Origin of the sequence: Vibrio harveyi NBRC 15634 = ATCC 14126 = KCTC 12724, from assembly GCF_001591145.1 — a bacterium.
In the GTDB taxonomy this organism is placed as follows: Bacteria; Pseudomonadota; Gammaproteobacteria; order Enterobacterales; family Vibrionaceae; genus Vibrio; species Vibrio harveyi.
Map to the genome: position 1 here is coordinate 1 of NZ_BCUF01000047.1, position 24993 is coordinate 24993.

24 protein-coding genes and 1 tRNA gene are annotated in these 24993 nt (G+C 45.4%); 7 read left to right on the plus strand and 18 right to left on the minus strand.

Annotated elements, in window-relative coordinates; genetic code table 11:
* Positions 1 to 440 precede the first annotated feature (440 nt).
* The 14 genes from VHA02S_RS20065 to VHA02S_RS20130 all read right to left on the minus strand — a co-directional run bounded on the left by VHA02S_RS20065 (position 441) and on the right by VHA02S_RS20130 (position 15133).
* Positions 441 to 1595: a flagellin gene (locus VHA02S_RS20065; RefSeq protein WP_038898468.1), complete on the minus strand. Its 1155-nt coding sequence runs from the start codon at positions 1593 to 1595 to the stop codon at positions 441 to 443.
* A 491-nt stretch (positions 1596 to 2086) separates the two neighbouring features.
* Positions 2087 to 3277 (minus strand): flagellar hook-associated protein FlgL, encoded by a 1191-nt coding sequence (flgL, locus tag VHA02S_RS20070; protein ID WP_038898467.1) that lies wholly within the window; start codon positions 3275 to 3277, stop codon positions 2087 to 2089.
* Between the two features lie 13 nt (positions 3278 to 3290).
* Entirely contained in the window at positions 3291 to 5204 is a 1914-nt protein-coding gene (gene flgK / locus VHA02S_RS20075; protein WP_005449189.1) for a flagellar hook-associated protein FlgK, read from the minus strand.
* A 167-nt stretch (positions 5205 to 5371) separates the two neighbouring features.
* On the minus strand, positions 5372 to 6298 hold the full coding sequence (flgJ, locus tag VHA02S_RS20080) for a flagellar assembly peptidoglycan hydrolase FlgJ (RefSeq protein ID WP_038898466.1): 927 nt from the start codon (positions 6296 to 6298) through the stop codon (positions 5372 to 5374).
* Positions 6299 to 6316: 18 nt separating this feature from the next.
* Positions 6317 to 7408: a flagellar basal body P-ring protein FlgI gene (locus tag VHA02S_RS20085; protein WP_005449193.1), complete on the minus strand. Its 1092-nt coding sequence runs from the start codon at positions 7406 to 7408 to the stop codon at positions 6317 to 6319.
* Positions 7409 to 7452: 44 nt separating this feature from the next.
* Positions 7453 to 8232, minus strand: coding sequence for a flagellar basal body L-ring protein FlgH (gene flgH, locus VHA02S_RS20090; RefSeq protein ID WP_005449195.1), 780 nt, complete (start codon positions 8230 to 8232; stop codon positions 7453 to 7455).
* Positions 8233 to 8261: 29 nt separating this feature from the next.
* Positions 8262 to 9050 (minus strand): flagellar basal-body rod protein FlgG, encoded by a 789-nt coding sequence (flgG, locus tag VHA02S_RS20095; protein WP_005449197.1) that lies wholly within the window; start codon positions 9048 to 9050, stop codon positions 8262 to 8264.
* An 18-nt stretch (positions 9051 to 9068) separates the two neighbouring features.
* The gene (locus tag VHA02S_RS20100) at positions 9069 to 9818 is read right to left on the minus strand and encodes a flagellar basal body rod protein FlgF (protein ID WP_005449199.1); all 750 of its coding nucleotides are present in this window, start codon (positions 9816 to 9818) and stop codon (positions 9069 to 9071) included.
* A 318-nt stretch (positions 9819 to 10136) separates the two neighbouring features.
* A complete protein-coding gene (gene flgE / locus VHA02S_RS20105) occupies positions 10137 to 11450 on the minus strand; it encodes a flagellar hook protein FlgE (RefSeq protein WP_005449201.1) in 1314 nt (437 codons plus the stop codon).
* A 31-nt stretch (positions 11451 to 11481) separates the two neighbouring features.
* Entirely contained in the window at positions 11482 to 12189 is a 708-nt protein-coding gene (flgD, locus tag VHA02S_RS20110; RefSeq protein ID WP_005449203.1) for a flagellar hook assembly protein FlgD, read from the minus strand.
* Between the two features lie 17 nt (positions 12190 to 12206).
* A complete protein-coding gene (flgC, locus tag VHA02S_RS20115; RefSeq protein WP_005393132.1) occupies positions 12207 to 12620 on the minus strand; it encodes a flagellar basal body rod protein FlgC in 414 nt (137 codons plus the stop codon).
* A gap of 5 nt (positions 12621 to 12625) precedes the next feature.
* Positions 12626 to 13021: a flagellar basal body rod protein FlgB gene (gene flgB / locus VHA02S_RS20120; RefSeq protein WP_005449205.1), complete on the minus strand. Its 396-nt coding sequence runs from the start codon at positions 13019 to 13021 to the stop codon at positions 12626 to 12628.
* Between the two features lie 346 nt (positions 13022 to 13367).
* Positions 13368 to 14195, minus strand: coding sequence for a protein-glutamate O-methyltransferase (locus VHA02S_RS20125; RefSeq protein ID WP_009696835.1), 828 nt, complete (start codon positions 14193 to 14195; stop codon positions 13368 to 13370).
* An 11-nt stretch (positions 14196 to 14206) separates the two neighbouring features.
* On the minus strand, positions 14207 to 15133 hold the full coding sequence (locus tag VHA02S_RS20130) for a chemotaxis protein CheV (protein ID WP_005449208.1): 927 nt from the start codon (positions 15131 to 15133) through the stop codon (positions 14207 to 14209).
* Between the two features lie 76 nt (positions 15134 to 15209).
* Between VHA02S_RS20130 and flgA the strand changes: the two genes are divergently transcribed.
* From flgA to VHA02S_RS20145, 3 genes are all read left to right on the plus strand, one after another.
* Positions 15210 to 15956, plus strand: a complete 747-nt coding sequence (gene flgA, locus VHA02S_RS20135; protein ID WP_017818938.1) for a flagellar basal body P-ring formation chaperone FlgA — start codon at positions 15210 to 15212, stop codon at positions 15954 to 15956.
* 115 nt (positions 15957 to 16071) lie between these two features.
* Positions 16072 to 16386, plus strand: a complete 315-nt coding sequence (flgM, locus tag VHA02S_RS20140) for a flagellar biosynthesis anti-sigma factor FlgM (RefSeq protein ID WP_017818937.1) — start codon at positions 16072 to 16074, stop codon at positions 16384 to 16386.
* Positions 16387 to 16412: 26 nt separating this feature from the next.
* Positions 16413 to 16838 (plus strand): flagella synthesis protein FlgN, encoded by a 426-nt coding sequence (locus VHA02S_RS20145; RefSeq protein WP_005449212.1) that lies wholly within the window; start codon positions 16413 to 16415, stop codon positions 16836 to 16838.
* Positions 16839 to 16991: 153 nt separating this feature from the next.
* On the opposite strand, the gene flgP is transcribed toward VHA02S_RS20145, so the two are convergent.
* Together flgP and VHA02S_RS20155 are read right to left on the minus strand one after the other, a co-directional pair.
* Entirely contained in the window at positions 16992 to 17423 is a 432-nt protein-coding gene (gene flgP, locus VHA02S_RS20150) for a flagellar assembly lipoprotein FlgP (RefSeq protein ID WP_005449214.1), read from the minus strand.
* A gap of 9 nt (positions 17424 to 17432) precedes the next feature.
* The gene (locus VHA02S_RS20155; protein WP_005449216.1) at positions 17433 to 18071 is read right to left on the minus strand and encodes a FlgO family outer membrane protein; all 639 of its coding nucleotides are present in this window, start codon (positions 18069 to 18071) and stop codon (positions 17433 to 17435) included.
* A 171-nt stretch (positions 18072 to 18242) separates the two neighbouring features.
* On the opposite strand from VHA02S_RS20155, the gene VHA02S_RS20160 reads away from it, so the two are divergent.
* The 4 genes from VHA02S_RS20160 (at position 18243) to VHA02S_RS20180 (ending at position 21396) form a co-directional block, all read left to right on the plus strand.
* A complete protein-coding gene (locus VHA02S_RS20160; RefSeq protein WP_017188417.1) occupies positions 18243 to 19376 on the plus strand; it encodes a flagellar assembly protein FlgT in 1134 nt (377 codons plus the stop codon).
* A gap of 68 nt (positions 19377 to 19444) precedes the next feature.
* Positions 19445 to 19521, plus strand: a tRNA-Arg gene (locus VHA02S_RS20165).
* 457 nt (positions 19522 to 19978) lie between these two features.
* Positions 19979 to 20209, plus strand: coding sequence for a hypothetical protein (locus VHA02S_RS20170; protein ID WP_038898465.1), 231 nt, complete (start codon positions 19979 to 19981; stop codon positions 20207 to 20209).
* Positions 20210 to 20889: 680 nt separating this feature from the next.
* Complete coding sequence (locus tag VHA02S_RS20180) at positions 20890 to 21396, plus strand: hypothetical protein (protein ID WP_005449220.1); 507 nt, start codon at positions 20890 to 20892, stop codon at positions 21394 to 21396.
* A 431-nt stretch (positions 21397 to 21827) separates the two neighbouring features.
* Here VHA02S_RS20180 and VHA02S_RS20185 read toward each other — a convergent pair whose 3' ends face one another.
* Together VHA02S_RS20185 and gltX are read right to left on the minus strand one after the other, a co-directional pair.
* Positions 21828 to 22787: an OmpA family protein gene (locus VHA02S_RS20185; protein ID WP_005449221.1), complete on the minus strand. Its 960-nt coding sequence runs from the start codon at positions 22785 to 22787 to the stop codon at positions 21828 to 21830.
* Between the two features lie 605 nt (positions 22788 to 23392).
* Entirely contained in the window at positions 23393 to 24820 is a 1428-nt protein-coding gene (gene gltX, locus VHA02S_RS20190; protein WP_005449225.1) for a glutamate--tRNA ligase, read from the minus strand.
* Between the last annotated feature and the right edge of the window lie 173 nt (positions 24821 to 24993).

Consider the following 24993-nt stretch of genomic DNA (forward strand, 5'->3'; position numbering starts at 1 on the left):
TTCTATTAACGACTCGGATTTCAGAAGCTTTAGGAAAAAATAAAAAAAAGTGAATTAGCGAGATTTGGCTAGAAAAATTGGAGAAAAGTAGAAAAAAGCGCTCAAGTTTCTTAGATTTACGCCGAGCGGAATGTTTTGTACATAAAACAACCAAAAGCGAATAAAAGCAGTCAGTTAGAGCGGTATCAGTAAGGAGGTTTGCTGGAAGATAGAAAAGAAAAAGCCCCTTTTCCTTTGAGAGAACCGGGGCTAGGTTGGTAGCCAGAGCCTATGTGGAGATCAAGAGAAATGAACACATATCCGACACACCGGGTGCAACCTTACATTGAAAATGATTGGCAGGTGAGAGATGAGAGAGCCGCACATTCTATTATAAAGTTGCTTGCCAAAAGCCTGCATTCCCATCCACGTCTGAATGTATTGAGTACAGGCTAGGTAAACTACTGCAATAGTGACATCGCAGAGTTTGGCAATTGTTTCGCTTGAGCAAGAATCGAAGTACCTGCTTGTTGCAAAATTTGCGCTTTGGTCATTTGCGTTGTTTCTTTCGCAAAGTCCGTATCTTTAATTCGGCTGTTAGACGCATCGACGTTTTCTTGGATGTTTGCCAAGTTGTTGATGCTGTGGCTTAGACGGTTTTGCTTCGCACCTAGGTCCGCACGTTGTGAATCAACATACTTAAGTGCTGAATCCAATACTGAAATCGCGTTTTGAGAACCTTGTACGGTTGTCATATCGATGTCTTGTACTGATGTACGTACTGGCTCGTCACTTAAACCCAAATCAGAAGCTAGACCACCAGAGATTGAAATCTCACCTTGAACGTTCGGGTGCGCTACAAATACTTGCAGCTTGCCGTCTTCACTCACCGATGCGTTAATCATATCAGATTGGCCGTTGATGTACGTTGCCAACTCTTCAATATCATCGCCTGCTTTCGCATTGATGCTGATTTCTAGATCATCTGGGTTGCCATCTTCATCTTCACCCATACCTGGTAGTGTGATTTTTAGATCTGCTTTAGCAGGATCAACACCCCAGTCTTTGTCTTTGCCATTCTCAGAGAAGAAAGTCACACCGCCCATACGTTGGTCATCCGCACGGATGCTTGTTAGGGCCATGATCATTGCTTCACCAGAGCTTGAACCAATTTGGAATGCTGCTTCACCAAACGAACCGTTCAATAGACGACGACCACCAAATGATGTCGTTTCTGCGATACGGTTTAGTTCATCCGTCAACGCTGATGACTCTTCGTTGATCGCCTGACGCTCAGCCTGAGAGTTAGTACCGTTTGAAGATTGGATCGCTAAGTCACGCATACGTTGCATTACTGACGTCGCTTCGTTCATCGCACCTTCCGCCGTTTGGGCAATCGAGATACCGTCGTTTGCGTTACGCATTGCCACATCTAGACCACGAGACTGAGCCGTTAGACGGTTAGAGATCTGTAGACCTGCTGCGTCGTCTTTTGCACTGTTAATCTTGTGACCAGATGAAAGACGTTCCATCGAAGTATTAAGTTCGTTGGTCGCCTTGTTTAAATAACGCTGCGCGGTCATCGCGGAGACGTTAGTACTAACTGTTACAGCCATTTTGCTCTCCTTTTGAGTTCGCAAGCTTTTGCGAAGCGGCCAGCTTTACTCTCATTTGGATAAGCACTGACCGTAAAAATTACTTGCTAAATCTGCCTATATGGCAGGGTTTAGAATCTCGTAAGTCTGTTCTGACAACATCAATACAATTTGTGTGCCAACTTGAGTTTAATAACTCACTCTTTTAAAAACGAGCAAATAAACAACAAGTTAGTTCAGCAATGAAAGGGCGTATTCGCCTTTTCCTTCTGCTGAGTTACGTTATCAGCCAGTTGTTGATCTATTGCCGCTTGATTTGCCGCGAACCTCATTGCCGCTTTCGGTAAAATCGTGCCGCTTGGCTCGCATTACTCGGCATTTTCCGTTGATTTCTCGCGCTTAAGGCTTTGCACATAAGGCATTAAAATTACGGATTAAAGGCGTTACTCTTCCATTCAGATGCTATGGGCATCTCGCTAGGTTTCAGCAGCGCTAGATCGAATTAAGTGTCGCTAAATATAGTTAAATAGCGTTAGGTCTTTGGTTTTACCAAAAGCCTGTTGCGAGGCTTGCAGTGCACGTGAGTTCTCGCTGAACTCGATGACCGCCTTGGAATAATCCAAATCCTCAAAATTGCTCTTCGCTTTCGCCAGAGACAAATTAAAATCTTCGTGGTTTTGCTCTTGAATATCGAGCGTGCTCAACTTAGCACCCAAATCGGTTCTTACTTTGTTCATGTGAACAAATGCCGCTTGGAATTCTTCTGTCATTTGATGCAGCTTCGCGGTCGCCGAAGCGTCTGATACTGAGCTCTCCGACCATTGCATGGTTTCTCTAAACGCATCAAAAATACTAAAGGTTTGGCGTGGCTCTAACGCAATGCTGTCGCCAGCCGATACTTGACCTTTAAGCTGAATATTCACGCCTTCGTATTTGATGCCATCAACAGGTGAATAATCATCAACCTGCACGATGCTGCCATCTTTTTCTAACTGATAACCAAACTTGCCGTTACTCATATCCACAAAGGTCACTTTGTAGTTTGAGTTATCTTCTGACGCACTCGTTGCTTGACCAAGCAACAACTCAGAGCCTTCTTGTAAATCGTATTGTGGTTCGAAATCACCAAACGGATTCGGGATCTCTGAAAACAAGTGGTTACCCGGGTAGTTGATGCCTAGCTCAATATTGCTCGCAATCTTCATCTTGCGTTGGTAATCATCGCCGGTGTACACAACGCTGCCATCGTTATCTCTAAAAAACGGCTGAGTTTTCGGCTTAGTACCGGCAAAAACGTAGTTACCTGATTCATCTTGAGTGTTCACTAGCGCCAAGAAGTTATTGGCAATCTCTTCAAGCTCGCGCTTTTTCGCGGCACGGTCTTCTGGAGAGTAAGCACCGTTGATCATTTCCATCGAAATACGCTTCGATTCATCGGTGAACTCCTCAGCATTGGCAATCACGACCTCTTGGTTTTCTAGTCGGTTACGAACCAGAACGATTGCATCAAGGTACTGCTTTAGCTGTTCTTCTTGTTGACCAATACTCTGTATGTAGTGCGTCGCCAACGGGTTATCGCTCGGCTTGGTCAACTGCTTACCAGAAGCAAGTTGCTCCTGATTGTGGTGAACTTTGTTTTCCTGACGGCGCAAATCGTTTTGCACCGACTGGTAGTTATGGAAGCTGGAAATTCGAGTTAACATCTACGGCCTCCTGTTATCGCAATTGCAAGATGGTGTTGAAGGTGTCATTTGCCGCCTGCATCACACGAGAAGAGGCCATATACGCCTGTTGGAACTTCATCATGTTTGCCGCTTCTTCATCGAGGTTTACCCCCGAGATCGACGCCACTCGCTCTTGCGCTGCTTCACTTTCTAATTGAGCAACATCGGCTAAGCGACTTGCAGTGGATGTCTTCAAGCCCACATCTGTGTTCAAGTTGTAGTAAAGACTAACCAGCGTCGACTCATTGCCGTTCATCTTCTTGTCGGTTTGAATATTCAGCATCTTACGTAAGTTGCCGTTATCACCTTCAGAAGGCACAAGGTTAGCCGTAAACTTATCGTTAGGTAGTGCACCACTCGTGAGCTCAAATACCGTCGCGCCACCGTTTTTATAACCCGGATGGTTACTTGGTAGGCTTACCGACACAGGTCCAGTTGGAGGGTATGGCTGCGGAGCCATAAGCACATTGCCTTTGGTGTCCGTAACAGCAAATTGATCGCCGGTAGGAGAAACCACTACCTCAAACTCTCGTAGGTCACCTGCGTCAACGATTTCAAACTTCGCGTTGCCTTGAGCGAATGTGGTTGACGCTTCATAGCTTTGCGCTGCAATGGCTTTTGGGTCGTTGGTTTCAACTTTTATTTGTGCCGCACTGCTGCGTGTTGGGCGAAGTAAAATGTGCTCACCGACTTTAGGTTCATTGCGCACTTCCACTCGCATACCATCAAGATAGAACGCATTCCCTGAATCGGTGTTCAGCTTAACGGTTTCACCATTCGGCTTCGTCACACTGTAGCTGTCGCCATCGTAACGAAGCGAATACTCACCGCCTTTCAGCGCACTAATGTCGTTGATGTATACCGCCATATCAGCAGTAGATTGAGGTCCGGCTACCACACGAGATTTCGCTAACGGCTCTGAGTTCACATCGGTAAACAAAGGGTCACCGACATTGCCGTAGTGGTCCAAACCTTGTGATTGCAAGTGGTTCACTTCACTTGAAAAAGCAACCGATAGGCGACCAAGTTCATCCATCACTTGAGGGATGTGCTCGTCGCGCATTTTCAATAGTGCCCCAATTTTGCCGTCAATATCGTCCGATTTGATCGCTTTAATGCCGCCACCTTCAACCATAGCAAGACGACGTTCATGGACGTCAGGAAAGCCATCAATCATCTTCAGCTGGCTAGCTTCAGTGCCTGAAACAAGCGTATGTCCGTTACCAATATGCACATTGAAACCTTCAGCGTTTTTTCGCGGGGTCACGGTAACTTTGGTGTATTCAGACAGCTCTTTAATCAGCTTTTCATGTTGGTCCATCAAATCGTTATGAGGACCTGGGGTTCGCATCATCAATCGATGAACATCGCGGATCTCAACGGCAAGTTGGTTCACGCGTTCAATGCCCATATCCAGTGACTTATTCGTCACATCGGATTGCTGACGTACGGTTTCGTGGAATTCGTTTAAGGTATCGCTAAGCAGTTTGGCTTTTTCCAACACTACTTTACGCGCCCCCATGTCATTGGGAGTGTCCGCCATGGTTTTCACAGCATCAAACCATTCGTTCATGTTCTCTGGGATCTTTTTCGATGCCACAGAAGACAACATGCCAGACAGCAAATCGAGGTTCTTTTCGTTATCTAGCTTATTGGCGTAGTTGGTGGTGGACAAATTAAGCTCTTTAACGGCAAATTCATCCCATGAGCGGCGAACATTTTCCACATGCACGCCCATGCCGTAGGTAGAGCCGCCAAATTGGCGTGGGTCATTGGTGCCTTGGATAACAGACTGACGGCTGTAACCCTCTGTATTAGCATTAGAAATGTTATGACCAGTCGTATTCAACTGTCGCTGAGCAGTAAGCACACTTTGTGTACCCACATTCAACAGATCTGACGCCATACATGCCCCCAAAAACGAAATAAAATCGGTATTGACCGATCACCTAGTTAGCATTTAGCAAAAGATGTGCCAGTTTAGAAAAGAAAGAGAAACCTAGGAAAAAAGAAAGGCTTGCACCATAGCAAGCCTTATCAAGAAGTGTCTTAAGCATTCAAAATCGTTATGAATTACATGCTCTCGATTTTCTGCTTCACCTGCAGTACTTTGTCTGCGTAATTTGGATCGGTTGCGTAACCTGCACTATGGATACCACGAATAAATGATTCCGAATCACCTTTCTGTTGAAGAGCGGTTTCGTAGCGCGGATTTTCATTCAAGAAACGCACATAATCATTAAAGCTGTCTTGGTAGTTAGAGTAAGAGCGGAATGCGGCAGTCTCTTTCACTGGCGTATTGTCATGGAATTCCAAGGTTTGAGTCGTTACCTTATCACCCTGCCAGCTTCTGTCCGCTTTGATGTTGAATAAGTTGTTGCTGCTACCACGCGCATTCTTCACCACCTTTTGCCCCCAGCCTGTTTCTAGCGCGGCTTGAGCAAGCAGTAATGACGGCTCGACACCCAGTGCTTTTGCTGCGCGATCAGCGTAAGGCTTCATCGAGTTAACGAAGGATTCTGGTGTATCAAAACGTGACGGCTCTGAACCAGGACGAGACAGCTGACCCGATTCAATCAAGCGCTGCTCAATCTCGCGCGCCTTTTTAGGGTCTACACGACGATATTCCACAGCATTGTTTGCCGCATCGCGCATTGCTGTTTCACTCTTGTCATCGCTCTGGCCTACCGTCAACTGCTTAACAATCATGTCAGCTAGCCCCATTGAACCTGAAGCACTCAGTTCACTTGCCATTTGTTCATCAAGCATTTGGCGGTAGAACTTTTCGTTCTGACTATTCATGAAGTTCGATTCGAAGCCTTCATTCGCCTCACGCATTGATTTCAGCATCATCGACGTAAAGATAGATTCAAACTGACGAGCGGCCGCACGCAGTGCTTCATGCTCGCCGTCTTTGCCTTCTTTTACGGCTTTCTGACGCAGCGTATCAAGGGAGCTGATGTCGTGAATAAAGCCGATATCGTTAGGATTGTTCACCATGGTTTGCCTCCTAATCGATTAGATGATGATCAACTGGCCTTCAATGGCACCAGCTTGTTTTAATGCTTGCAGAATCGCCATTAAATCAGAAGGTGCTGCACCAACTTCATTAACCGCACGAACGAGATCATCCAGTGTCAAACCCGGTTCAAACTTGAACATCTTGCCTTTTTCTTCACTCACTTCGATATCAGAATCCGGCACGACAACCGTTTGACCACCAGAGAAGCTGTTCGGCTGACTAACGTTAAGGTTTTCTTTGATTGCGACTGTCATACCACCATGCGTTACGGCCGCTGGTTTAAGACGCACATGCTTACCGACCACGATAGTGCCAGTACGAGAGTTAACAATGATCTTTGCTGCGCCATCTGCCGGGTCAAACTCTAGGTTCTCAATTGCCGATAGGAATGCAACGCGTTGGCTGATGTCTCGTGGAGCACGAACACGCACAGACGTGGCATCGACAGCACTTGCCATCTGAGGACCAAGGAAGTTGTTTACCGCATCAGCCATACGCTGCGCAGTCGTGAAATCAGAATCCAGTAGGTTAAATGTGATGTAGTCGCCACGCCCAAATGGGTTTGGGATTTCACGCTCTACTGTTGCACCGCTAGAGATAAGGCCGACCGTCGGGTTGTTACCAACGATTTTTGAGCCGTCGGCACCTTCTGCACTGAAACCACTGACAACAAGATTACCTTGAGCAACGGCATAAACTTGTCCATCTAGACCTTTTAGGAAAGTTTGTAACAAGGTACCGCCACGTAAACTTTTCGCGCTGCCGATTGAAGAAACCGTCACGTCAACTTGCTGACCCGGTTTCGAAAACGCAGGTAGCTCAGCCGTTACCATTACTGCGGCAACGTTTTTGATCTTTGGCTTTGTGCCCGGCGGCATCTGAATGCCGAAGTTTTGCAGCATTGCCGCGAAGCTTTGTTCTGTAAACGGATTGGATTCACCCGTTCCTGGTAAGCCTGAAACCAAGCCATAACCCACGAGTTGGTTACTACGCACACCTGCCACCTGTGCGACGTCTTTGATACGTGCAGCTTGGGCTGTGGTTGCGAACAGTGCAACGCTCATCAGTGCTAATAGGATTCTTTTCATGCTTACTTAATCTCTTGCAGTCAAATTGCCGTCAATGCGGCGTTTTATAGGGCTACATTAAAGAATCGTGCCAAGAAACCAGGCTCTTGCATATCTTGTGGTAGGCCCGTGCCAGAGTATTGAATTCTTGCGTTAGATACGCGATTTGACGCAATAGTATTGTCGAAGTTGATGTCATCAGGACGAATTGTGCCGCTCAGGCGAATGTACTCGTCACCCGTGTTTAGCGTCATCCACTTTTCGCCACGGATCACTAGGTTGCCGTTTGCCAGCACCTCAATCACTTCCACCGTAATGTAACCGCTGATGCTGTTACTCTGTTTCGCCGAAGAATCGCCAGCAAACGTGTTGGTGTTGTTCAAATCGTAAGAGAAGTTGTACTTACCACCCACTTGCAGCTCTTGACCACCCACCGACAGCGGTTCCATCTTCGCGTCGTTGGTTTTCGATAGATCCGCATTTGCGCTCTTAGTCGCACGAGTCGTCTCATCGAGCGTCACGGTAATGATGTCACCAATGCCACGAGGTTTAGAGTCATCGTACAGGTCAGTAATGTGTTCTGCGCTAAACAAAGAGCCCGTTGCCGCCGCGTAATGCTCTGGCTTTTGCTTAGGATGAATCGGGGCCCATGCCGGATCGCCTGCTACTGGATCGCTTCTGCCACGCAGAGTATCAATGATGCCGCTACTCTCGTCTTTCGACTTATCGCCTTCAACCGCATCAACCACTGTTGTTGCTTGGCTGACTTCATCTGTTTCGATAGGCTCTAGCATCGTACAGCCAGACATCGTAGCGATAAGTGCAAGTAGACAAATACGTTTCATCATTGGCTCCTAAATCCCGATTCTAGCGATTAAAGCTGCTGGTTAACGAAGCTCATCATCTTGTCGACAGATGAGATCACTTTTGAGTTCATTTCATACACACGCTGCGCTTCGATCATGTTGACCAACTCTTCAGTCACGTTCACGTTTGATGCTTCAAGCATGGATTGACGAATTTCGCCCAAACCATCAAGACCTGGGACACCTTCTTGTGGGTCACCGCTTGCGCCTGTTGGTAGGTAAAGGTTTTGACCGATTGGCTCTAGACCACCAGGGTTTACGAAATCGGTAATGGTTAACTGACCAACCACAACGTTGTTTTGCTCACCACGGATACGTACAGAGACTTCACCGTCAGTACCGACAGTAATCGAGATAGCATCTTCAGGAATCACGATCTCTGGCTCAACTGGGTAACCGGAGCCAGAGGTCACTAGCGTACCTTCGCCGTTTAGCGTGAACTGACCGTTACGAGTGTAACCAATGTTGCCGTCTGGCAGTGTCACTTGGAAAAAGCCATCACCCTCTACCATCATATCGAGAGCGTTAGTTGTAGTTTGCGCGTTACCGTGCGTGTGCACTTTTTGTGTCGCAACCACTTTAGAGCCGGCACCCAGCATCAAACCACTTGGCAGTTCAGTGTTTTGAGACGATTGACCGCCAGGCTGGTTAATGTTTTGGTAGAAAAGATCTTCGAATACCGCACGGCTTTTTTTGTAGCCCACGGTAGAGGCGTTCGCCAAGTTGTTCGAAATCGTTGCGATGTTGGTCTGCTGGGCATCTAGACCCGTTTTACTTACCCATAGTGCTGGATGCATTGTGAACCTCTAACTCTGTTAACTCATACGAAGCAATGAATCTGAAGATTTATCCATCTCTTCAGCGGTGCTCATCATCTTGACTTGCATTTCAAACTGACGCTGAAGGTCAATCAGAGCAGTCATTTCACCCACGGCATTTACGTTACTACCTTCAATTGCACCAGTTTGGATGCTGATAGTGCCGTCTGCTTCGTAAGGCTGGTTTGGAGTTTTATGGCGGAATAAGCCATTGGTATCTTTAAACAAGCTTTGATCGTCTGTGCGTACAAGCTTAATACGATCAACCACTTCTAATTCTTCGGCCGGCGCACCTTGAGGCAGTACAGAGATGGTGCCATCACGACCGATTTCGATTTTGGAGACTGGAATGGGTAACGTAATTGGCGCGTCGTTTTCGCCCAGTACCACATGACCACTAGCGTTTGTCAGCAAGCCATTTTGATCAACTTTTAGGTTACCGTTACGCGTCAAACCTTCTTTACCAGTTTGGTCCATAACCGCAATCCAACCGCTGCCTTCCACTGTAATATCAAGATCGCGACCTGTAGTGATCACACTACCTTGCGCAAAGTTGTGCCCTGGACGTTCCGTCATGCTGAATACACGTGAAGGTAAACCTTCACCATAAGCTTGCATAGAACGAGCTTGTGCCAAGTCAGCACGAAAACCCGTTGTACTCACGTTTGCCAAGTTGTTGGCACGCAATTGCAGGGCCTGCATATTTTGCTTGGCGCCGCTCATTGCGAGAAACAGTGCGCGATCCATAAATTACTCCAAAAATTCTCTGTACGAAGGAGTAAAAGCAATAGTTATGCCAACATTAAAATAATGTTATTAATCAAAAGCTTGAATATGAAATGTAGTCTTTAAGATGGCAATTCAATGAGAATCAACCAAAAGAGAGGCAATGTTTTGATCCGCTTAGCGGCAATAGCGGCAAGCTGGAGATCAAAGCATGCCCAACCTGAATTGAGGTAATTTCAGGTTGAGCATCAGATGAATGTCATGATGTTATCAAACGAAGCGGCAAGCGCACGCAGCGTTTGATTAAACAGATTACCTAGTGAGCTATCAACTAGCGCTCTAGCGAATCTGCAGGATATTTTGTTGTAGCTGGTTATGTACTTCTAGCGCACGAGAGTTCGCTTGGAAGTTACGCTGAGCAGAGATCAGATCCACCAGCTCCTGAGTCATATCAATGTTTGATTGCTCTAGCATACCGTTGTTAATAGTACCGAAAGAGCCCTTATTAGATTCACCCCAGATCTTGTCACCAGAGAACTGTGTTGAATCCCATTGAGTACCGCCTTTTTTATCCAAACCTTGCTCGTTAGGAACACGAACCAGCGCTACACGACCCAATGTTACGTTTTCACCGTTTGAGTAAGTACCCAACACGCTACCGTTCTCATCAAAGTCGACTTTGGTTAGGAAGCCTGTTGTCGCACCATCTTCATCGAACTTAGTTAGCTCAAATGGAGCGGCAAACTGTGTTGCTGAACCTAAACCAAAGTTAAGTGTTTGCGCAATGTCCGCACCGTTCAGATCAAGTGGTGTCGTGTTTGTCGCAGGATCGCCCAACGCTACCGATGTGATTGGCTGACCATTGTTTAGGCTCGCCAATGTACCGTCGTTGTTGAACTTCATTGTGTGACCAACATGACCCGTTGGCGTTGCCGCATCACCGTTTGCGATGTTCAATGGCTTCTCACCACCTTTATCTGTCACGGTGTAGTAGGTTTGCCACGTGTTCGGTTGAGTTTGGTCTTTCAAGTAGTACGTTGTTAACTTGTAAGACTGACCCATTGAGTCATAAATCGTCGAAGACGTAGAGCGGTTATATGTATCCGGGTCAGAAAAATCAAACTGAGTTGGATCTTTCAAATCACCGTTAGCAGGTAAGTTCACACCCACTTCAATGTTCGCTGTTTGCTTTGGCTTACCAAATTCTGCAGGAATATTGATTGGTTGTGGCTCGTAAGATGAAACCTCACCAGACTCTGGGTTTACTTGGTAACCAAGTAGGAACTCATCGTTCGCTGTTACCATGTAGTTGTCTTTGTTCAAATGGAATGCACCGTTACGTGTCATTTCATTTTGCTGTGGGATAAGACGATCTTTCGCTACCGCGAAGAAGCCAGTACCCGATACACGCAAATCCATTGGGTTATTGGTGTAAATGCTTGAACCTTCGTGGAACTGTTGCGCCACTTGGTTCGCTTGTGCACCGCCACCCGGAGTGGTTTTTGCGTTAGTGAACAAAGAGTTTGAGTACACATCGCTGAATTCCGCACGAGACTCTTTAAAGCCGTACGTGTTGGCGTTCGCAATGTTGTTACTGGTGGTGTTCAAATCCAGTTGAGCGGAGGACAAACCGCTTAAAGATACATATGACATTCCAAAATCTCCTAACCTGACGTGCTATTGATTACGCTTTGCCAACTTCCAAAACTTCTGCAAGTCGAACTGGCGATTCAAAGCCTGCCAGATTGAGTAATACGTTACCGTCACCCTTGCCTAGCAACACACTGTTCACGTTCGCGTAAGTAGATACTGGGAACTCTTGAGACTCCCCTTCTACCAAGCCAGACGCTTTCACATTGTATTTGCCAGCAGGCATCGGATTACCGTTTTCATCATTACCGTCCCAAAGTACACGAGTATCACCGGCTGGTTTCGCACCTACCTCAAAAGTACGCACCAGTTGGCCCGCTTCGTTTTCTACTCGGACAAATAAGTTGTCGATCGGTTGTGCTAGCTTAACCATTGCCGCCATTGCCGCATTGTCTTGCTTCACACCCGCCGCACCTGGGACCAATACGTCACGACCAACCAAAGAGGAAGCTTGTAACGCTTGGTTTGATGTCATTGACGAGTTTAAGCTCTCGAACTGAGAGTTCATCTTGCCAATACCATCTACGGTCGCAAATGACGCCATTTGCGCAATCATCTGGTCATTACTTACCGGCTTAAAAGGGTCCTGTTGAGACAGTTGCTTAGTGAGCAAAGATAGGAAGTCTTCCTGTTTCAGGTCCTGCTTACCTGTACTCTCTTCAGTCTTCTTGTTCTCTTGTAGGCTTTTAAGCTGGTCGATATAGGACAAGCCGCTTTGACCAACGTTGTTAATTCCGGCCATACGCTACCCCCTTATCCTTATTGACCCATCTGCAGCGTACGCAGCAGCATTTGTTTACTAGAATCAGCCACTTGCACATTAGTTTGGTATGCGCGAGAAGCTGAAATCATGTTTGCCATTTCTTCCATTACATTCACGTTAGGCTTGTAGATGTAGCCTTCCTCGTTTGCAAGGGGATGGTCAGGGTTGTACTCCGCACTAAGCGGTTTATCGCTTTCTACAATACCCATCACTTTCACTGGCACCGTATCACCGCCACGCATGGCGTTACTTAACTCAGCACCAAACACAGCATGACGAGCCTTATAAGTGTCTTTCGCAGAACTGCTGACACTGTCGGCATTCGCCAAGTTGCTTGAGGTAGTATTCAGACGAACGGACTCAGCGCTCATTGCGGAACCTGTCACATTGAAAACGTTAAATAAGCTCATCTAAATTATTCCCCTTTGATTGCTTTGGTTAAGTTCTTGAATTTGCTGCCTAGAAAGTCGAGTGATGCTTGGTGTCTAATTTGGTTTTGCATAAACAAGTTACGCTCTAAATCCAAATCAACCGTGTTGCCATCGCCCGTATCTGGTTGCGTAGGTAGACGATATAGCTTGTCCCCGACCAACGTTGTAGTGGCAGGAATGTGCCGACCATCTGTGCGGCTAAGACCAATGCTTGCCCCAGATGTTGCCGCCTGCAATTCCTTGGCAAAGTCTAAACCTCTTGCTTTATAACCAGGCGTGTTTGCTTGCGCGATGTTGGTGGAAATCACCTCCGCGTTGCGCTCACGTACGCCCACCGTGTACTGGTGGATGCCTAGTGCGTTGTCAAAAGATATAGCCATGTTTGCCTCTACATTAAGAACTGACCGTAATTAATAACTAAAAAGCAATTAGCGTGCCAAAAATAGAACATGCCATTTTGCCGCTTCAGTTATCGACGTAGTGGTTTGCAATAAGCAAGCCAATGTTATTGATGGAGTGTCATACGAATCGAGTAATGAGCTCGACTCTTTAAAAAATATACACCCTATGGTCGGGAGCAGGCAAAAATGGCGTGAGCTTTTAGGACAAGGGCGCGAAAAAGCGATGTAAGAATAAGAGACATGAAAAAAGACAAGGAAAAAGAAAATCGAATAAAAAAGAAAAGCCTGACACAAGGTCAGGCTTTGGAATGGGTTAAAGAGTCCGCTATTTTAACTTGTAAATAATGCCAGGGTTGCAGCGCACCATTTCAAATCGGTCAGTCAAACCTGTTAGCGATTCTGACGCACCAAGCAATAAGTAACCACCGGGGTTAAGGCTGTTTGCCATTTGGTTTAGTACTTTAGACTTCATCTCTGGCGAGAAGTAAATCAGTACATTGCGACAGAAGATGATGTCGAATTTGCCCATAAGTGCATAACTGTCCATCAAGTTCTGAGGACGGAAGTTCACTAGGCGTTTTACGTTGTCTTTCACTTTCATGCGACCGTCTCCCGCATCTTCAAAGAAGGTGCGGCGACGCTCAGGAGAAAGACCACGTCCCAATGCTAGGTTGTCGTACAAACCCGCACGACACATATCCAACATGCTCGATGAGATGTCCGTAGCCGTAATCGATACGTTCGGAAGCAGTCCTGGTTTACGTTGTTGTGTTTCCAGAACAGTCATCGCCATTGAGTAAGGTTCTTGACCTGACGAGCTGGCTGCAGACCAAATTTTGATTGGTCGTTTGTTTGCCGCCATCTCCGGCAATAGTTTATCAGCTAATACCGTGAACGGATAAGTATCTCGGAACCACAATGTTTCGTTAGTCGTCATTGCATCAACAGCAGCAATACGCAGCTCACGATTGCGACCTGTCACGACATCACGCAGCAGATCCGACAAAGAAGCAAGCTTGAACTTAGTCACAAGCGGGCTCAGTCGACTGCGCACTAGGTACTGTTTGCTGTCACCTAATACGATGCCACATTGTGATTCTAGAAAACGGCTAAAGTCACGATACTCTTGATCACTGATTGTAATAGCAGTCATTAATGTCTCTTTTATTGTGTTAAAGCAGATTTAACCGCGTTACCCAATTCGTCTGGGTTAAATTTCGCAATGAAGGTGTTCGCACCTACACGCTCAACCATGGCTTGGTTGAAGACGCCACTCAATGAGGAGTGAAGGATAACATAAAGGTTCTTCAAATCTGCATTTCTGCGAATTTCAGCTGTTAAGGTATAGCCGTCCATCTCTGGCATCTCGATATCCGAAATCACCAAGGAGATCTGATCGTAGATACTACCCTCTTGTGCCATTTCGATCAGCTTATTGTACGCTTCTTTACCATCTTTCACAGAGACAACTTCAAATCCGATAGAAGTAATTGCTCTTTCAACCTGTTTACGCGCAACCGTAGAGTCATCCGCAATCAAAATACGACGTACGATTGGCTTTTCTTGCTCTGCGACTGCAATTTCCTCACCGATGGTTGAATCCATGGTTTCATCTACTGGTGCAATCTCAGCCAAGATCTTCTCAACGTCCAGAATTTCAACTAGCTCGTTGTCGATGTTAGTGACTGCCGTTAGGTAGTGTGCTTTACCTGCGCCATCTGGCGGCGGCAAAATCGCTTCCCAGTGCATGTTAATGATACGCTCAACAGAAGATACCAAGAACGCCTGGATTGTTCGGTTGAACTCAGCGATCACAACAAAACACTTGTCGATATCAGTCGTCGGACGACCACCAATAGCCAAGCTTAAATCGATCACTGACACGGTATGGCCACGGATATGAGCGACACCTTTAACCAGCGGGTGTAGATTTGGCATCGAAGTCAGCTTAGGGCACTGAAGTACTTCTTTTACTTTGAATACGTTAATGCCGTAGCGCTGTCGACCCATCAATCGGAAAGTAAGTAGCTCCAATCGGTTTTGGCCGACGAGTTGCGTACGCTGATTCACCGAGTCAAGAATCCCCGTCATATGCTCATCTCCATCTCAAACTTTTTGTTTTTAAATGATACTCTACCACTGGCAGGCATAATACCAGAGAAACAGTATGGCGTATCATAATATGAATTCGACACCATTTACTATGACAATATGTAGAGCGTTATTTACAAAGTACGCTAAGTTTATCGGCATTTTGCTCAGTATGTTTAGCTTTTTTGTTCATTCAGCAACGGAAAGTCAAATTGAGCAAATCAGAACCGCCGCTGAACAGCACATTCTTAGCACGGTAGAGCAGCCAGCGGGAGGGAAATTAACAGTCAATGCGGCAAATATTGATCCACGTATCAAAGCCACGGATTGCCCAGAGCCACTGGAAACGTCTGCATCATCAACCAGTAGCACACGTAGCAACATCAACGTCTTAGTCGAGTGTCTGGCTGACAACTGGAAAGTTTATGTCCCAGTTAGGATCTCAGCGTCAGTGCCAATGATCGTTTCTACCCGCCAATTGGGTCGCGGCGAGATCATTAGCGCTTCAGATGTCACCACATCAATGATCGAGCTTCAGCGTTTTCGCAAAGATGGCTTTACTAACTTTGAGCAAGTAGTTGGCGCAAAGTTAAAACGCAATGTTCGCTTGGGTGACGTGGTCGAACGTAACGATGTGTGCGTAGTTTGCCGAAATGAAAAAGTGACGATTCGAGCCGTAAAAGGCGGCATGACCATCACCACACAGGGTACGGCATTGCAAGATGGATCATCTGGTGATCAAGTAAGAGTGAAAAATGATAAGTCCCAACGTATAATAGAAGGAATTGTGACAGGTATTGCGGAAATCACCATCACCTTCTAAGGTAGGCTGGTGTACGGCAAATCGATCAATAAAAATGCAAAAAATCTCTAAAGTTATTTTGCGCTTGGTCGATAGTCTGGATACCAGTATTACGATACGAGTTTAAGGTTGAGATATGGCAGGTATAGATAATATACGTTCAGGTCAGATGATGACGACGACAAGTCGCGCTCCTGCACGTACTGATTCTAGTGCGACCAGCACAACAGAATCAAAGAAAGCGCCAGCACAACAAGACGCGGTATCATTAAGCCAACAAGGCAAAGCAGTCAGCAAACTCCAAAAGGATATGGCAGCTTCTCCGGCTTATGACAGCGCGAAAGTGGCGGCAATTAAAGAAGCAATTGCAAACGGTTCATACAAAGTTGACCCAGAAAAACTGGCTGACAATATGATTAAGTTTGAAAATGAATTGCAAGGCAACAGCTAACTGACTTAGGCCCAAGGTAAGTATTCATGGCAGCATTAGTCGATCTTGTAAACTTCCAACTAGAAAATGCAAAAGCACTTTCTGGTGTGTTACGTCAAGAAACACAGGCGATCAGCGCTCGTGTGTCTACTGAGATCGAAAAACTCGCCAAGGAAAAGATGACACTCATTGGTCAACTAAGAACCACCGACCAGCGAATCGCCTCTCACCCGCACGTCAATCAACTTACCGAAGATGAAAACCTGAGTCAGGTTGTCGCTCAAATCCAATCTATCGTTCTCGATTGTCAGCAAGTAAACCAAATGAATGGTGAATCGCTCAATCGTGCCCAATCGAGTTTCAATAAACTCAACAACATGCTTCAACGCACGCACGGAAAGGTCGGCATGACTTACAACTCCGGCGGTAAAACTCACACCATCTCCACACTAGGCACCAACATCAAAGCCTAGCTCTTTTCTTCTGTCCCTCAGTCTATTTAAACTGCCGTCTAATACAGCAAGCTTATTAGCTTCACTCATTCCCAAAAAGTATCACGCATAAAAAAGCGACCAATTGTTGCCAATCAGCCGCTCAAAAAGATCATCTGTTTAGTGAAGGTTGAATTAGAACAAGGTCTGCTGACGCTTCTCAGGCACCTGCTGCACTTCACCGTAGTCGCGCAATTTATCCATCTTACGGATATCCAAACGCAACTCTGTCACATAGCTGTCTTCAACTAAGTAACTACGTACCACTTCTGCACCACGAATCACACCGTCTACAGCACCGCTTGTGCTTTCAATGCCTAAACGTTGGTCTTCCAACTGCGCACGACCACTTACACGCATGCCATATACTTGCTCGGCAAGTTCGCGGTACGCATCGATCTTAGATGCACGCATTGCACGAACGCGCTTCTCTTCCATTGTGCGACCGGTTTGTTCACTAACGCTTGCATAACCCACCGCCACTAAAATTTCGTCTTGACGCATCTGCTGCAGAGGCTGACAACCCACCAGCACTAAGGTCGCGATAATAAATAATAACTTCTTCATGTCTGTTTCCTACGGGCGGAGAATCACTGTGTATGGCTGACGGATGGTTGGGTCAGAACGAATCAACACACCATCTTGAGTACGGATGCTATTAAGCGTATCCAGATCACGACCGATACGGTCCGCAGGTAAGAAGCCTTGCGCCGTAGCAACAACAATGCGGCTCTGCATACCGACAATGCGTGCGTTGACGAGGACACCGCCTTCTTGACGTAGCATTGTGCCCGTCAATACGTACTGGATCTCTTGCTCTTGTGCCAGATCTTGCCAATCTCGGCTCAGAGCGAAATCACCCTGTTGGGTTACTTGGATTGAACCTGTCGTTTTAAAGTCGACAACTTTAAAACCGCGACGTTGGAACTGGTGGATAAACCCTTCCGATACTGAGTTACCCAACCAATTGGTTGAATCCATGTTTTGCAGGTCGACAAAAGAAGTAATCGCAACGGGCGTACGTGACGACACTGCAACGTTTGAAACCATCAACTCTTCAGTCATGCTTTCAATAAAGAAATCCATCGTATGGCGTGGACTGTCCATTAACATGAACTGACTGCCAGAGTACGGTTCTTTACCATTATAAATTGGTGAGTATGCGCACGATGTTAAAAGCGTCATCATCGATGCGGCAACAAGCCATCTTTTCATGGTTTGATTCTCCAGATAATCTTAGGTGTTACTGCTCTTTACTGACTTCATTTCTATAAAGTGCAATCTTGGAACAGTCTTTGCTTTTCTTCTGTTTGTCGAACGAAAGAAAGCTCACCAAACTTCACTGAAATTGGTAAAGCAATATTTATACCCGAACGGTTACAAACAATGAAAAAAATATTTTTTAGCCTTATATCAATCACTTTCATATTGATCCTACCATTTCGTGCGGTGGCATCTTGGTATGAAGTGACAGGCGTTGCCACGATCGTTTCTTCAGATGAAGCGGCAAGGCTACATGCGTTAGAGGACGCACTCTTTAAAGCCGTCAACTTTTCGGGTGCGGATATCGGTAGCATCAGTAACTTGATGCCACTGCTAGAAGAAAGCCGTAAAGAGTACCAATTCACGAACCATGAAGTACGTTACATCTTGGTAGAATCTGAACGTAAACGTGGCGGCAAGATGGAGATGAGGATCCGAGTGGACATCTATCCGTCGGCAACGGGTTGCCACGTGAATCAATACAAGAAGACGGTATTAGTCGGCAATATTGATGTTGCCTCTCCGCAGCAAGCGGTGATGGGACAGATCTACAACGTGGGCAATGATTTTAGCCACGTCGTCAACCGCCAGTTAGATCAAACATCGCGCAGCTTTGTTTCTGTCGGCACCACAGACTATTCGATCTCAGCGAAGTCACCAGAACGCACCCAGATGATTGCTCAAGATAATGGCGCTCAGTACATCATCGGTGGTGTGATTACAGACTTAACGGCAACCATTGATGCCAAACTACTCCAAGATGATGTGATCAACCGTCAGTTTGCACTAGAGATGAAAGTCTTTGATGGCAAAACAGGTCACGAGGTCTACCACAAAAACTATCGTGAAGTGGCACACTGGCCTTTTGCAAAAACCAGTCAAGTAGATACTCGTAGCGCACGTTTCTGGGCATCGACTTACGGTGAGATGATGCTGCGTGTGAGCCGCAATATCATGCTAGACCTAGAATCAGAGCTGTCTTGTAAGATCACGCTTCCTGAAGTCGTTGCAGTATTTGGCAATACCGTAACCATGGATCTTGGTCGTATGCACGGCGTAAAAGAAGGCGACCAGCTACAACTTTGGCACACGGCGTCGTTCATCGATCAAAATGGCTTGCCGCGTAACAAGGTATCTCAGAGTGAAATTACCCTAACGGTTTCTCGTGTTTACGAACACGAAGCGGAGCTCACGATTGACCAGCCAAACCTTGCGTCTAGCGTGCAAATTGGCGACGTAATGAACAAGATGTTGTAGATGCACGTATAAAGCATTGCCATATGCCTACTTTTGAATATCATAGGCAACGCATCTTATTTGATTACGCCCCCATGGCACAGCTGGATAGCGCAGTCCCCTCCTAAGGGACAGGTCGTAGGTTCGAATCCTACTGGGGGCGCCACATAGATCAACGCCTTAGCTATAACTTTAGCTAAGGCGTTTTTGTTTGTATCCATAAAATGGCTACACCTTCCGACTCTTAATCAAACTTTCTAACTGAGTTAACAACTAGTCTTACAAAATTTCTCTTGTTTGAAAAACGAGCAAATCAAGCCCCCCGAACAGTGAGAACTAACATGTTGTTTAAAAATGACTACTCGACAGGAAGTATCATCCAAGTAACTGAACAAAAAAAGTCCTTCAAATATTCTTTAGCAAGTCGTGACTCTATACCCAACTATCCACAAAAAACGATTTGGTTGGCAATTAAAAAATTAGAGCAGAACACAAATGAACCTTTGTATCCATGCAGATGCAATACTGACACTAAAGCGTTGATTTAAATGGATTTTTTAGATTGACAGGTAAGAAAAAAGATATATTGTGTAACTGAAAACAAAACAGAGGAGTAGTTTCTTATGCACGTAAACTTTTACTTTGAAGGTACTGATGTTTCATTTGAAGAACTTATCGGTTCCCCTGACTTTGATATTGAAATGGTAAATATCCCATCTGTTGGCGATCGCTTGATGTATGGCAATAAGATTTGTTTGGTTCTTGAACGTTGGTGGACAATTTTTCAAGAGAATACATCTGAAAAAGCGCTGCGAGAATGTGAGATTTTAATCAAACTAGAAAGAGAGATATAACGATGCACAATACATGTCTTAGCTGTCTGTCAATGACCACCCCGCGCTGTACTCAAAATAACGAATGGTATGTTCCTTATCTAAAAATGGGCGAAAGCGAAAAGCGAGTAATCGTAACGACTGCCGTACTGAAATTGATCGAAACTGCTATATCCCCACAAGGTGACAGTAGCTCACAGCTTCAAGAACACTTGGCAAGATTAGATTCATATGTTGAATCAGTTTTAAAAAGCCTAGAAAAATAACCATGCCTGATAAATCCCGACATAACAAAGATAGAGCCCACTTGTTTAATGCGGGCTCTTCTTCATTACTTTGATTGATTCTCTAGTCTAGTAAGCCGCTCATCCATTTTCTCCATCATCAATCGCAGCCACTTCAAATCAGTGTTAAACGTAACGCCTACGTCGACTGAGCCATCCGACTCCATAACTCTTCACCACTTCTAAGATTATCAGGATAACGATTGTATGATGACGCCTTGCCTTTATCGACTACTCTTAGCAGACAAACTTTTTGCCGGCTTTGAGGGAGTGCCTAACTCTAGAATTCTGTCTTGATTTAGATGTATCAGAAAAGATTCAATACTCATGCTATTTACAGTTTTGTATTTTATTACTTTAATTATCTATGAGTTTTGCTTACCCTTTTAGCTATTAACAAAACTATTAGTTAGCACTATGTCTAAGAGCAATTTAATTACAAACACTGGACACCGCTTCATCTCGAAGGGCAAAACGGCCTTCAAGATTCATATCCACACACCGGATGACACGGTTTTACACCGCTCCGTAGGTTTCGTTCGCATTGGAGAAAAGAAAGGGCTTAAAAAGGCTATCAAGCTGCGTAACGAGCTTGGACGGGAGATGTGGGGTAAATTTTGGCGTCGTCTGCTGAAAGATCCCTATTTAATGACCAGACTGCCGCATAGCGTCGAACCAAAGATTGTCCATAAGCCTAACCCTACCCTAGAGGATCCTGATAATAGAGACACCTGCTACATTGCGAAATGGCGTGAGTTTAACGATGCTGGCGAGTACAAATATAAAACGGTCGTGCGCTCTATTAACAAGTACGGCAAACTGGCCGCCTATATGCAAACAAAGAAAGCGTTGCTGGATGCACACAAAGATAACCTGGAAATCCTGACGTTTATGGGGCGTCTCAACAGCATTGACCTCAAGTGACCTTTATTCCTTCCTTTCATTGAGTGTTCTTCGCTGATAAACAGATATACCTAAGTAACCTCGAGATGCTGGGTTCAGCGAGAATGACTTGGTTTGTAGACGCGGCGACGATTTAAAGGTCTAGTGGACCTAAATCAAGAATCGACAACAAAGTATACAAGCCAAGGTTCTTACTATTTGCAAAGAGTACCCTTTGGGAGTGTGTCATTGACTCGCTTTTTTATTAAACCAATGGCTGCGTCAAACAACTTGGAAAGAGCAGGTACGCTACGTTGTTTTCCTTGCTTGCTTTCGGTAAACAGGGAATCAATGACAACGCTCTGAATCCGGAATCTTAAAGTCACTTGGGTATATAGAAAAAGCCCCAAAAGAGCGAACTCTTTGGGGCTTTTCGTATCTAGCTTTCTAACGGTTAGTGTTAGATTTCGCGATTATTGTTGAACTTGGTATTCAAACTCAGGAACAACGATTTCTACGCGACGATTTTGCTCACGACCTTCACGAGTGTCGTTTGAAGCGATTGGGTTGTTTTCACCTTCACCACGAGCGTGAATGCGAGAAGCATCGATACCTTTCTCTACAAGAGCATTTGCTACAGATTCAGCACGCTTCTCAGAAACTTTTAGGTTGTATGCCGCTGGACCAGAAGTATCTGTGTAGCCAATTACATCAACGTTTGCTTGTGGGTACTCATTTAGGAACGCTACTAGGTCGTCTAGTTTTGCTGCGCTCGCAGGTTTAAGCGTTGTGCTGTTTAGCGCAAAGCTACCTGTACCGATTGTTTGAGTTTCGAAAGTTTTCGTTACAACAACTGGTGCAACAACTTCTTCTACTACTACTTCTTCAACTACTGGCTCTTCTTCAACAACCACTTCGTCTTGACCGCCAAACTTGAATGACACACCTAGAGTTGCTGTGTTACCCATTGCTTTTACTGAATCGTTGTTGATATCAGTGATTGTTTGGTATTCCGCACGTGCTGTTACGTTTTGGCTAACGTTGAACTCAAGACCAGCCGCACCTAGGTAAGAGTAATCGTCTTTACCGTCGTTCATCATTAGGTATGCGCCACCAACTTTACCGTAAAGAGCGATGTCTTCAGTGATTGGTAGGCTGAATTTAGGAGCAAGAGTGATTGCTTCTACGTGACCGCCGAAAGAAGTTTGGTCAAAATCACCAAGGTTGTCGAAGCCTGCTTCTACTGAGAAGTAGTCATTCATTTCGTAACCAACAAAAGCACCTAGAGTAGAGCCATCTTTGTCACAAGCTTGACCAGCTACACAAGCGTCTTCCATCCAAGACTTACCCATCTTACCGCCCACGTACACTTCTGCGTGTGCTGCTGAAGCCATAAGTAAAGAAGCTGAAATTACCGCTGCTAGTTTTTTCATTATTGATTCCTCTAAAAGAAGTTCTCTTGTTCGTAACGAAATGCGCCGCCTGAGTGACGTTGTATTTCAATTCTTTTATTCAAATCCTTTGATTTTGATACCGAAGTAACTTCCGCAATTTTGCATAAAAGTTACTTGGGTATGGATCCTGACCAGTGATGCATATTGCTGCTTCACTGATGGCGAGCACTATAACTCCAAGAAATCCCAAGACAAATCCCAAAACTGTCAATTTAATGTCATCGAAAAGCATGACTTTATGTGATCTAGAGCACTTAAATACGAGTGATAGCAATGACGCAAACGTTTGCGTGTCATTTCAAAATAAAATAAGTAAAGCAAATTAACTTCTCATTAATGAGACGATATTTAAGGAACTTTATGGATTTTGGTGCTAAGTCAGAGAGATATTTTGTATTGAAAGGTCAAAAAAAACATTCGTCGAGGATATATTTGGATAAGTAAAACTTATTAACTTTTCGAACTATTGTTGGGAAAACATACAGATTTCGACGTCATTTATGTTGAGTTAAGATGTTTTCTTAACGTCAGGCACAAAAAAGCCGCGAAATATATCGCGGCTTTCTGATTATTTATTCAAGTAATTATGCGTTTGCTTCGCGCTCAGCGATGAACTCAAGAGCCATTTTGATGCGTGCAACACAACGCTCTTTGCCAATCAGTTCCATTACTGCGTCTACAGAAGGAGACTGACCGCCACCTGTTACTGCAACACGCAGTGGCATACCGATTTTGCCCATGCCGATTTCTAGCTCTTCGCACACAGCTGCGATAACACCATCTTTGATGTTCGCTGTCGTCCACTCAGTCAGTGCTTCAGCTTTCGCTAGAGCAAGCTCTAGAGGCTCTTTAGCTACGCCGCGTAGATGCTTCTTCGCTGCGCCCGCTTCAAACTCAGAGAAATCTTCGTAGAAGTAACGGATCTGCTCAGCTAGCTCAACAAGCGTGTTGCAACGCTCACCAACAAGCTTGATCACTTCCGTGATAGCTGGACCATTAGTTACGTCTAGTTTTTGTTGATCTAGGTGCCATTGTAGGTGCTGTGCAACGTACGCTGGATCTGAGTTTTTGATGTAGTGGTTGTTCAACCATTGCAGTTTGTCAGTGTTGAATGCAGACGCTGACTTAGATACTGCGTTTAGGCTAAATAGGTTGATCATCTCTTCTTGAGTGAAGATTTCTTGATCACCATGAGACCAACCAAGACGCACTAGGTAGTTGTTTAGCGCAGCAGGTAGGTAACCCATATCGCGGTACTGCATTACAGATACTGCACCGTGACGCTTAGACAGTTTCGCGCCGTCATCACCTAGGATCATTGCACAGTGCGCAAATGTTGGTACTGGCGCACCTAGCGCTTCGTAGATGTTGATCTGACGAGGCGTGTTGTTGATGTGGTCTTCACCACGAACAACGTGAGTGATACCCATATCCCAGTCGTCAACCACAACACAGAAGTTGTACGTTGGAGAGCCGTCAGTACGACGAATGATCAGATCATCCATTTGGTCGTTGCGGATTTCAATGCGACCACGAATTTGGTCATCAAATACTACGCTGCCTTCTTTCGGGTTACGGAAACGGATAACACATGGATCGCCATCTTTTGCCGCTTCGTTTGCCGCTTTGATTTTTGGATGGTTAGCATCGTAGCGAGGCATTTCTTTGTTTGCTTCTTGCTCTGCACGAACTTCGTCTAGCAGTTCTTTAGACGCGTAACATTTGTATGCTTTGTCTTCTTCTAGAAGCTTATCAACCATCTCGTTGTAACGATCAAAACGTTGAGTTTGGAAATAAGGGCCTTCGTTCCACTCAAGACCTAGCCATTCCATGCCTTCTAGGATCGCATCAACCGCTTCCTGAGAGTTACGCTCAAGGTCAGTATCTTCGATACGTAGAACGAATTCACCACCTTGGTTTTTAGCGTATAGCCAAGAGTAAAGTGCAGTACGAGCACCACCAACGTGTAGGTAGCCAGTTGGGCTAGGAGCAAAACGAGTTTTAACCGTCATTTGAGTTCCTTAGGGATAATGAGCAACGAGAAGGCTCTCGTTGTAATGTCAAGGATAAAAGTGGCGACATTTTACCACCGTAAGTCAATACTACAATCCTTCCTTGTGGTTTAACGCCAGAAATAAAAACGGGCAGCCACCGAACACGGTGCTGCCCTTTGATTTATCTCTTA

Coding starts and splice junctions, on each gene's coding strand:
- flgP (WP_005449214.1), bottom strand. CDS start 17,423: ATGAAGAAGTTATTATTTATTATCGCGACCTTAGTGCTGGTGGGTTGT.
- VHA02S_RS20155 (WP_005449216.1), bottom strand. CDS start 18,071: ATGAAAAGATGGCTTGTTGCCGCATCGATGATGACGCTTTTAACATCG.
- flgK (WP_005449189.1), bottom strand. CDS start 5,204: ATGGCGTCAGATCTGTTGAATGTGGGTACACAAAGTGTGCTTACTGCT.
- flgG (WP_005449197.1), bottom strand. CDS start 9,050: ATGCATCCAGCACTATGGGTAAGTAAAACGGGTCTAGATGCCCAGCAG.
- VHA02S_RS20100 (WP_005449199.1), bottom strand. CDS start 9,818: ATGGATCGCGCACTGTTTCTCGCAATGAGCGGCGCCAAGCAAAATATG.
- VHA02S_RS20065 (WP_038898468.1), bottom strand. CDS start 1,595: ATGGCTGTAACAGTTAGTACTAACGTCTCCGCGATGACCGCGCAGCGT.
- flgD (WP_005449203.1), bottom strand. CDS start 12,189: ATGGCCGGAATTAACAACGTTGGTCAAAGCGGCTTGTCCTATATCGAC.
- flgJ (WP_038898466.1), bottom strand. CDS start 6,298: ATGGTGAACAATCCTAACGATATCGGCTTTATTCACGACATCAGCTCC.
- gltX (WP_005449225.1), bottom strand. CDS start 24,820: ATGACGGTTAAAACTCGTTTTGCTCCTAGCCCAACTGGCTACCTACAC.
- VHA02S_RS20160 (WP_017188417.1), top strand. CDS start 18,243: ATGAAAAAAATATTTTTTAGCCTTATATCAATCACTTTCATATTGATC.
- VHA02S_RS20180 (WP_005449220.1), top strand. CDS start 20,890: ATGTCTAAGAGCAATTTAATTACAAACACTGGACACCGCTTCATCTCG.
- VHA02S_RS20170 (WP_038898465.1), top strand. CDS start 19,979: ATGCACGTAAACTTTTACTTTGAAGGTACTGATGTTTCATTTGAAGAA.
- VHA02S_RS20130 (WP_005449208.1), bottom strand. CDS start 15,133: ATGACGGGGATTCTTGACTCGGTGAATCAGCGTACGCAACTCGTCGGC.
- flgH (WP_005449195.1), bottom strand. CDS start 8,232: ATGAAACGTATTTGTCTACTTGCACTTATCGCTACGATGTCTGGCTGT.
- flgE (WP_005449201.1), bottom strand. CDS start 11,450: ATGTCATATGTATCTTTAAGCGGTTTGTCCTCCGCTCAACTGGATTTG.
- VHA02S_RS20145 (WP_005449212.1), top strand. CDS start 16,413: ATGGCAGCATTAGTCGATCTTGTAAACTTCCAACTAGAAAATGCAAAA.
- flgA (WP_017818938.1), top strand. CDS start 15,210: ATGGCGTATCATAATATGAATTCGACACCATTTACTATGACAATATGT.
- VHA02S_RS20185 (WP_005449221.1), bottom strand. CDS start 22,787: ATGAAAAAACTAGCAGCGGTAATTTCAGCTTCTTTACTTATGGCTTCA.
- flgL (WP_038898467.1), bottom strand. CDS start 3,277: ATGTTAACTCGAATTTCCAGCTTCCATAACTACCAGTCGGTGCAAAAC.
- flgB (WP_005449205.1), bottom strand. CDS start 13,021: ATGGCTATATCTTTTGACAACGCACTAGGCATCCACCAGTACACGGTG.
- flgC (WP_005393132.1), bottom strand. CDS start 12,620: ATGAGCTTATTTAACGTTTTCAATGTGACAGGTTCCGCAATGAGCGCT.
- VHA02S_RS20125 (WP_009696835.1), bottom strand. CDS start 14,195: ATGACTGCTATTACAATCAGTGATCAAGAGTATCGTGACTTTAGCCGT.
- flgM (WP_017818937.1), top strand. CDS start 16,072: ATGGCAGGTATAGATAATATACGTTCAGGTCAGATGATGACGACGACA.
- VHA02S_RS20085 (WP_005449193.1), bottom strand. CDS start 7,408: ATGAAAAGAATCCTATTAGCACTGATGAGCGTTGCACTGTTCGCAACC.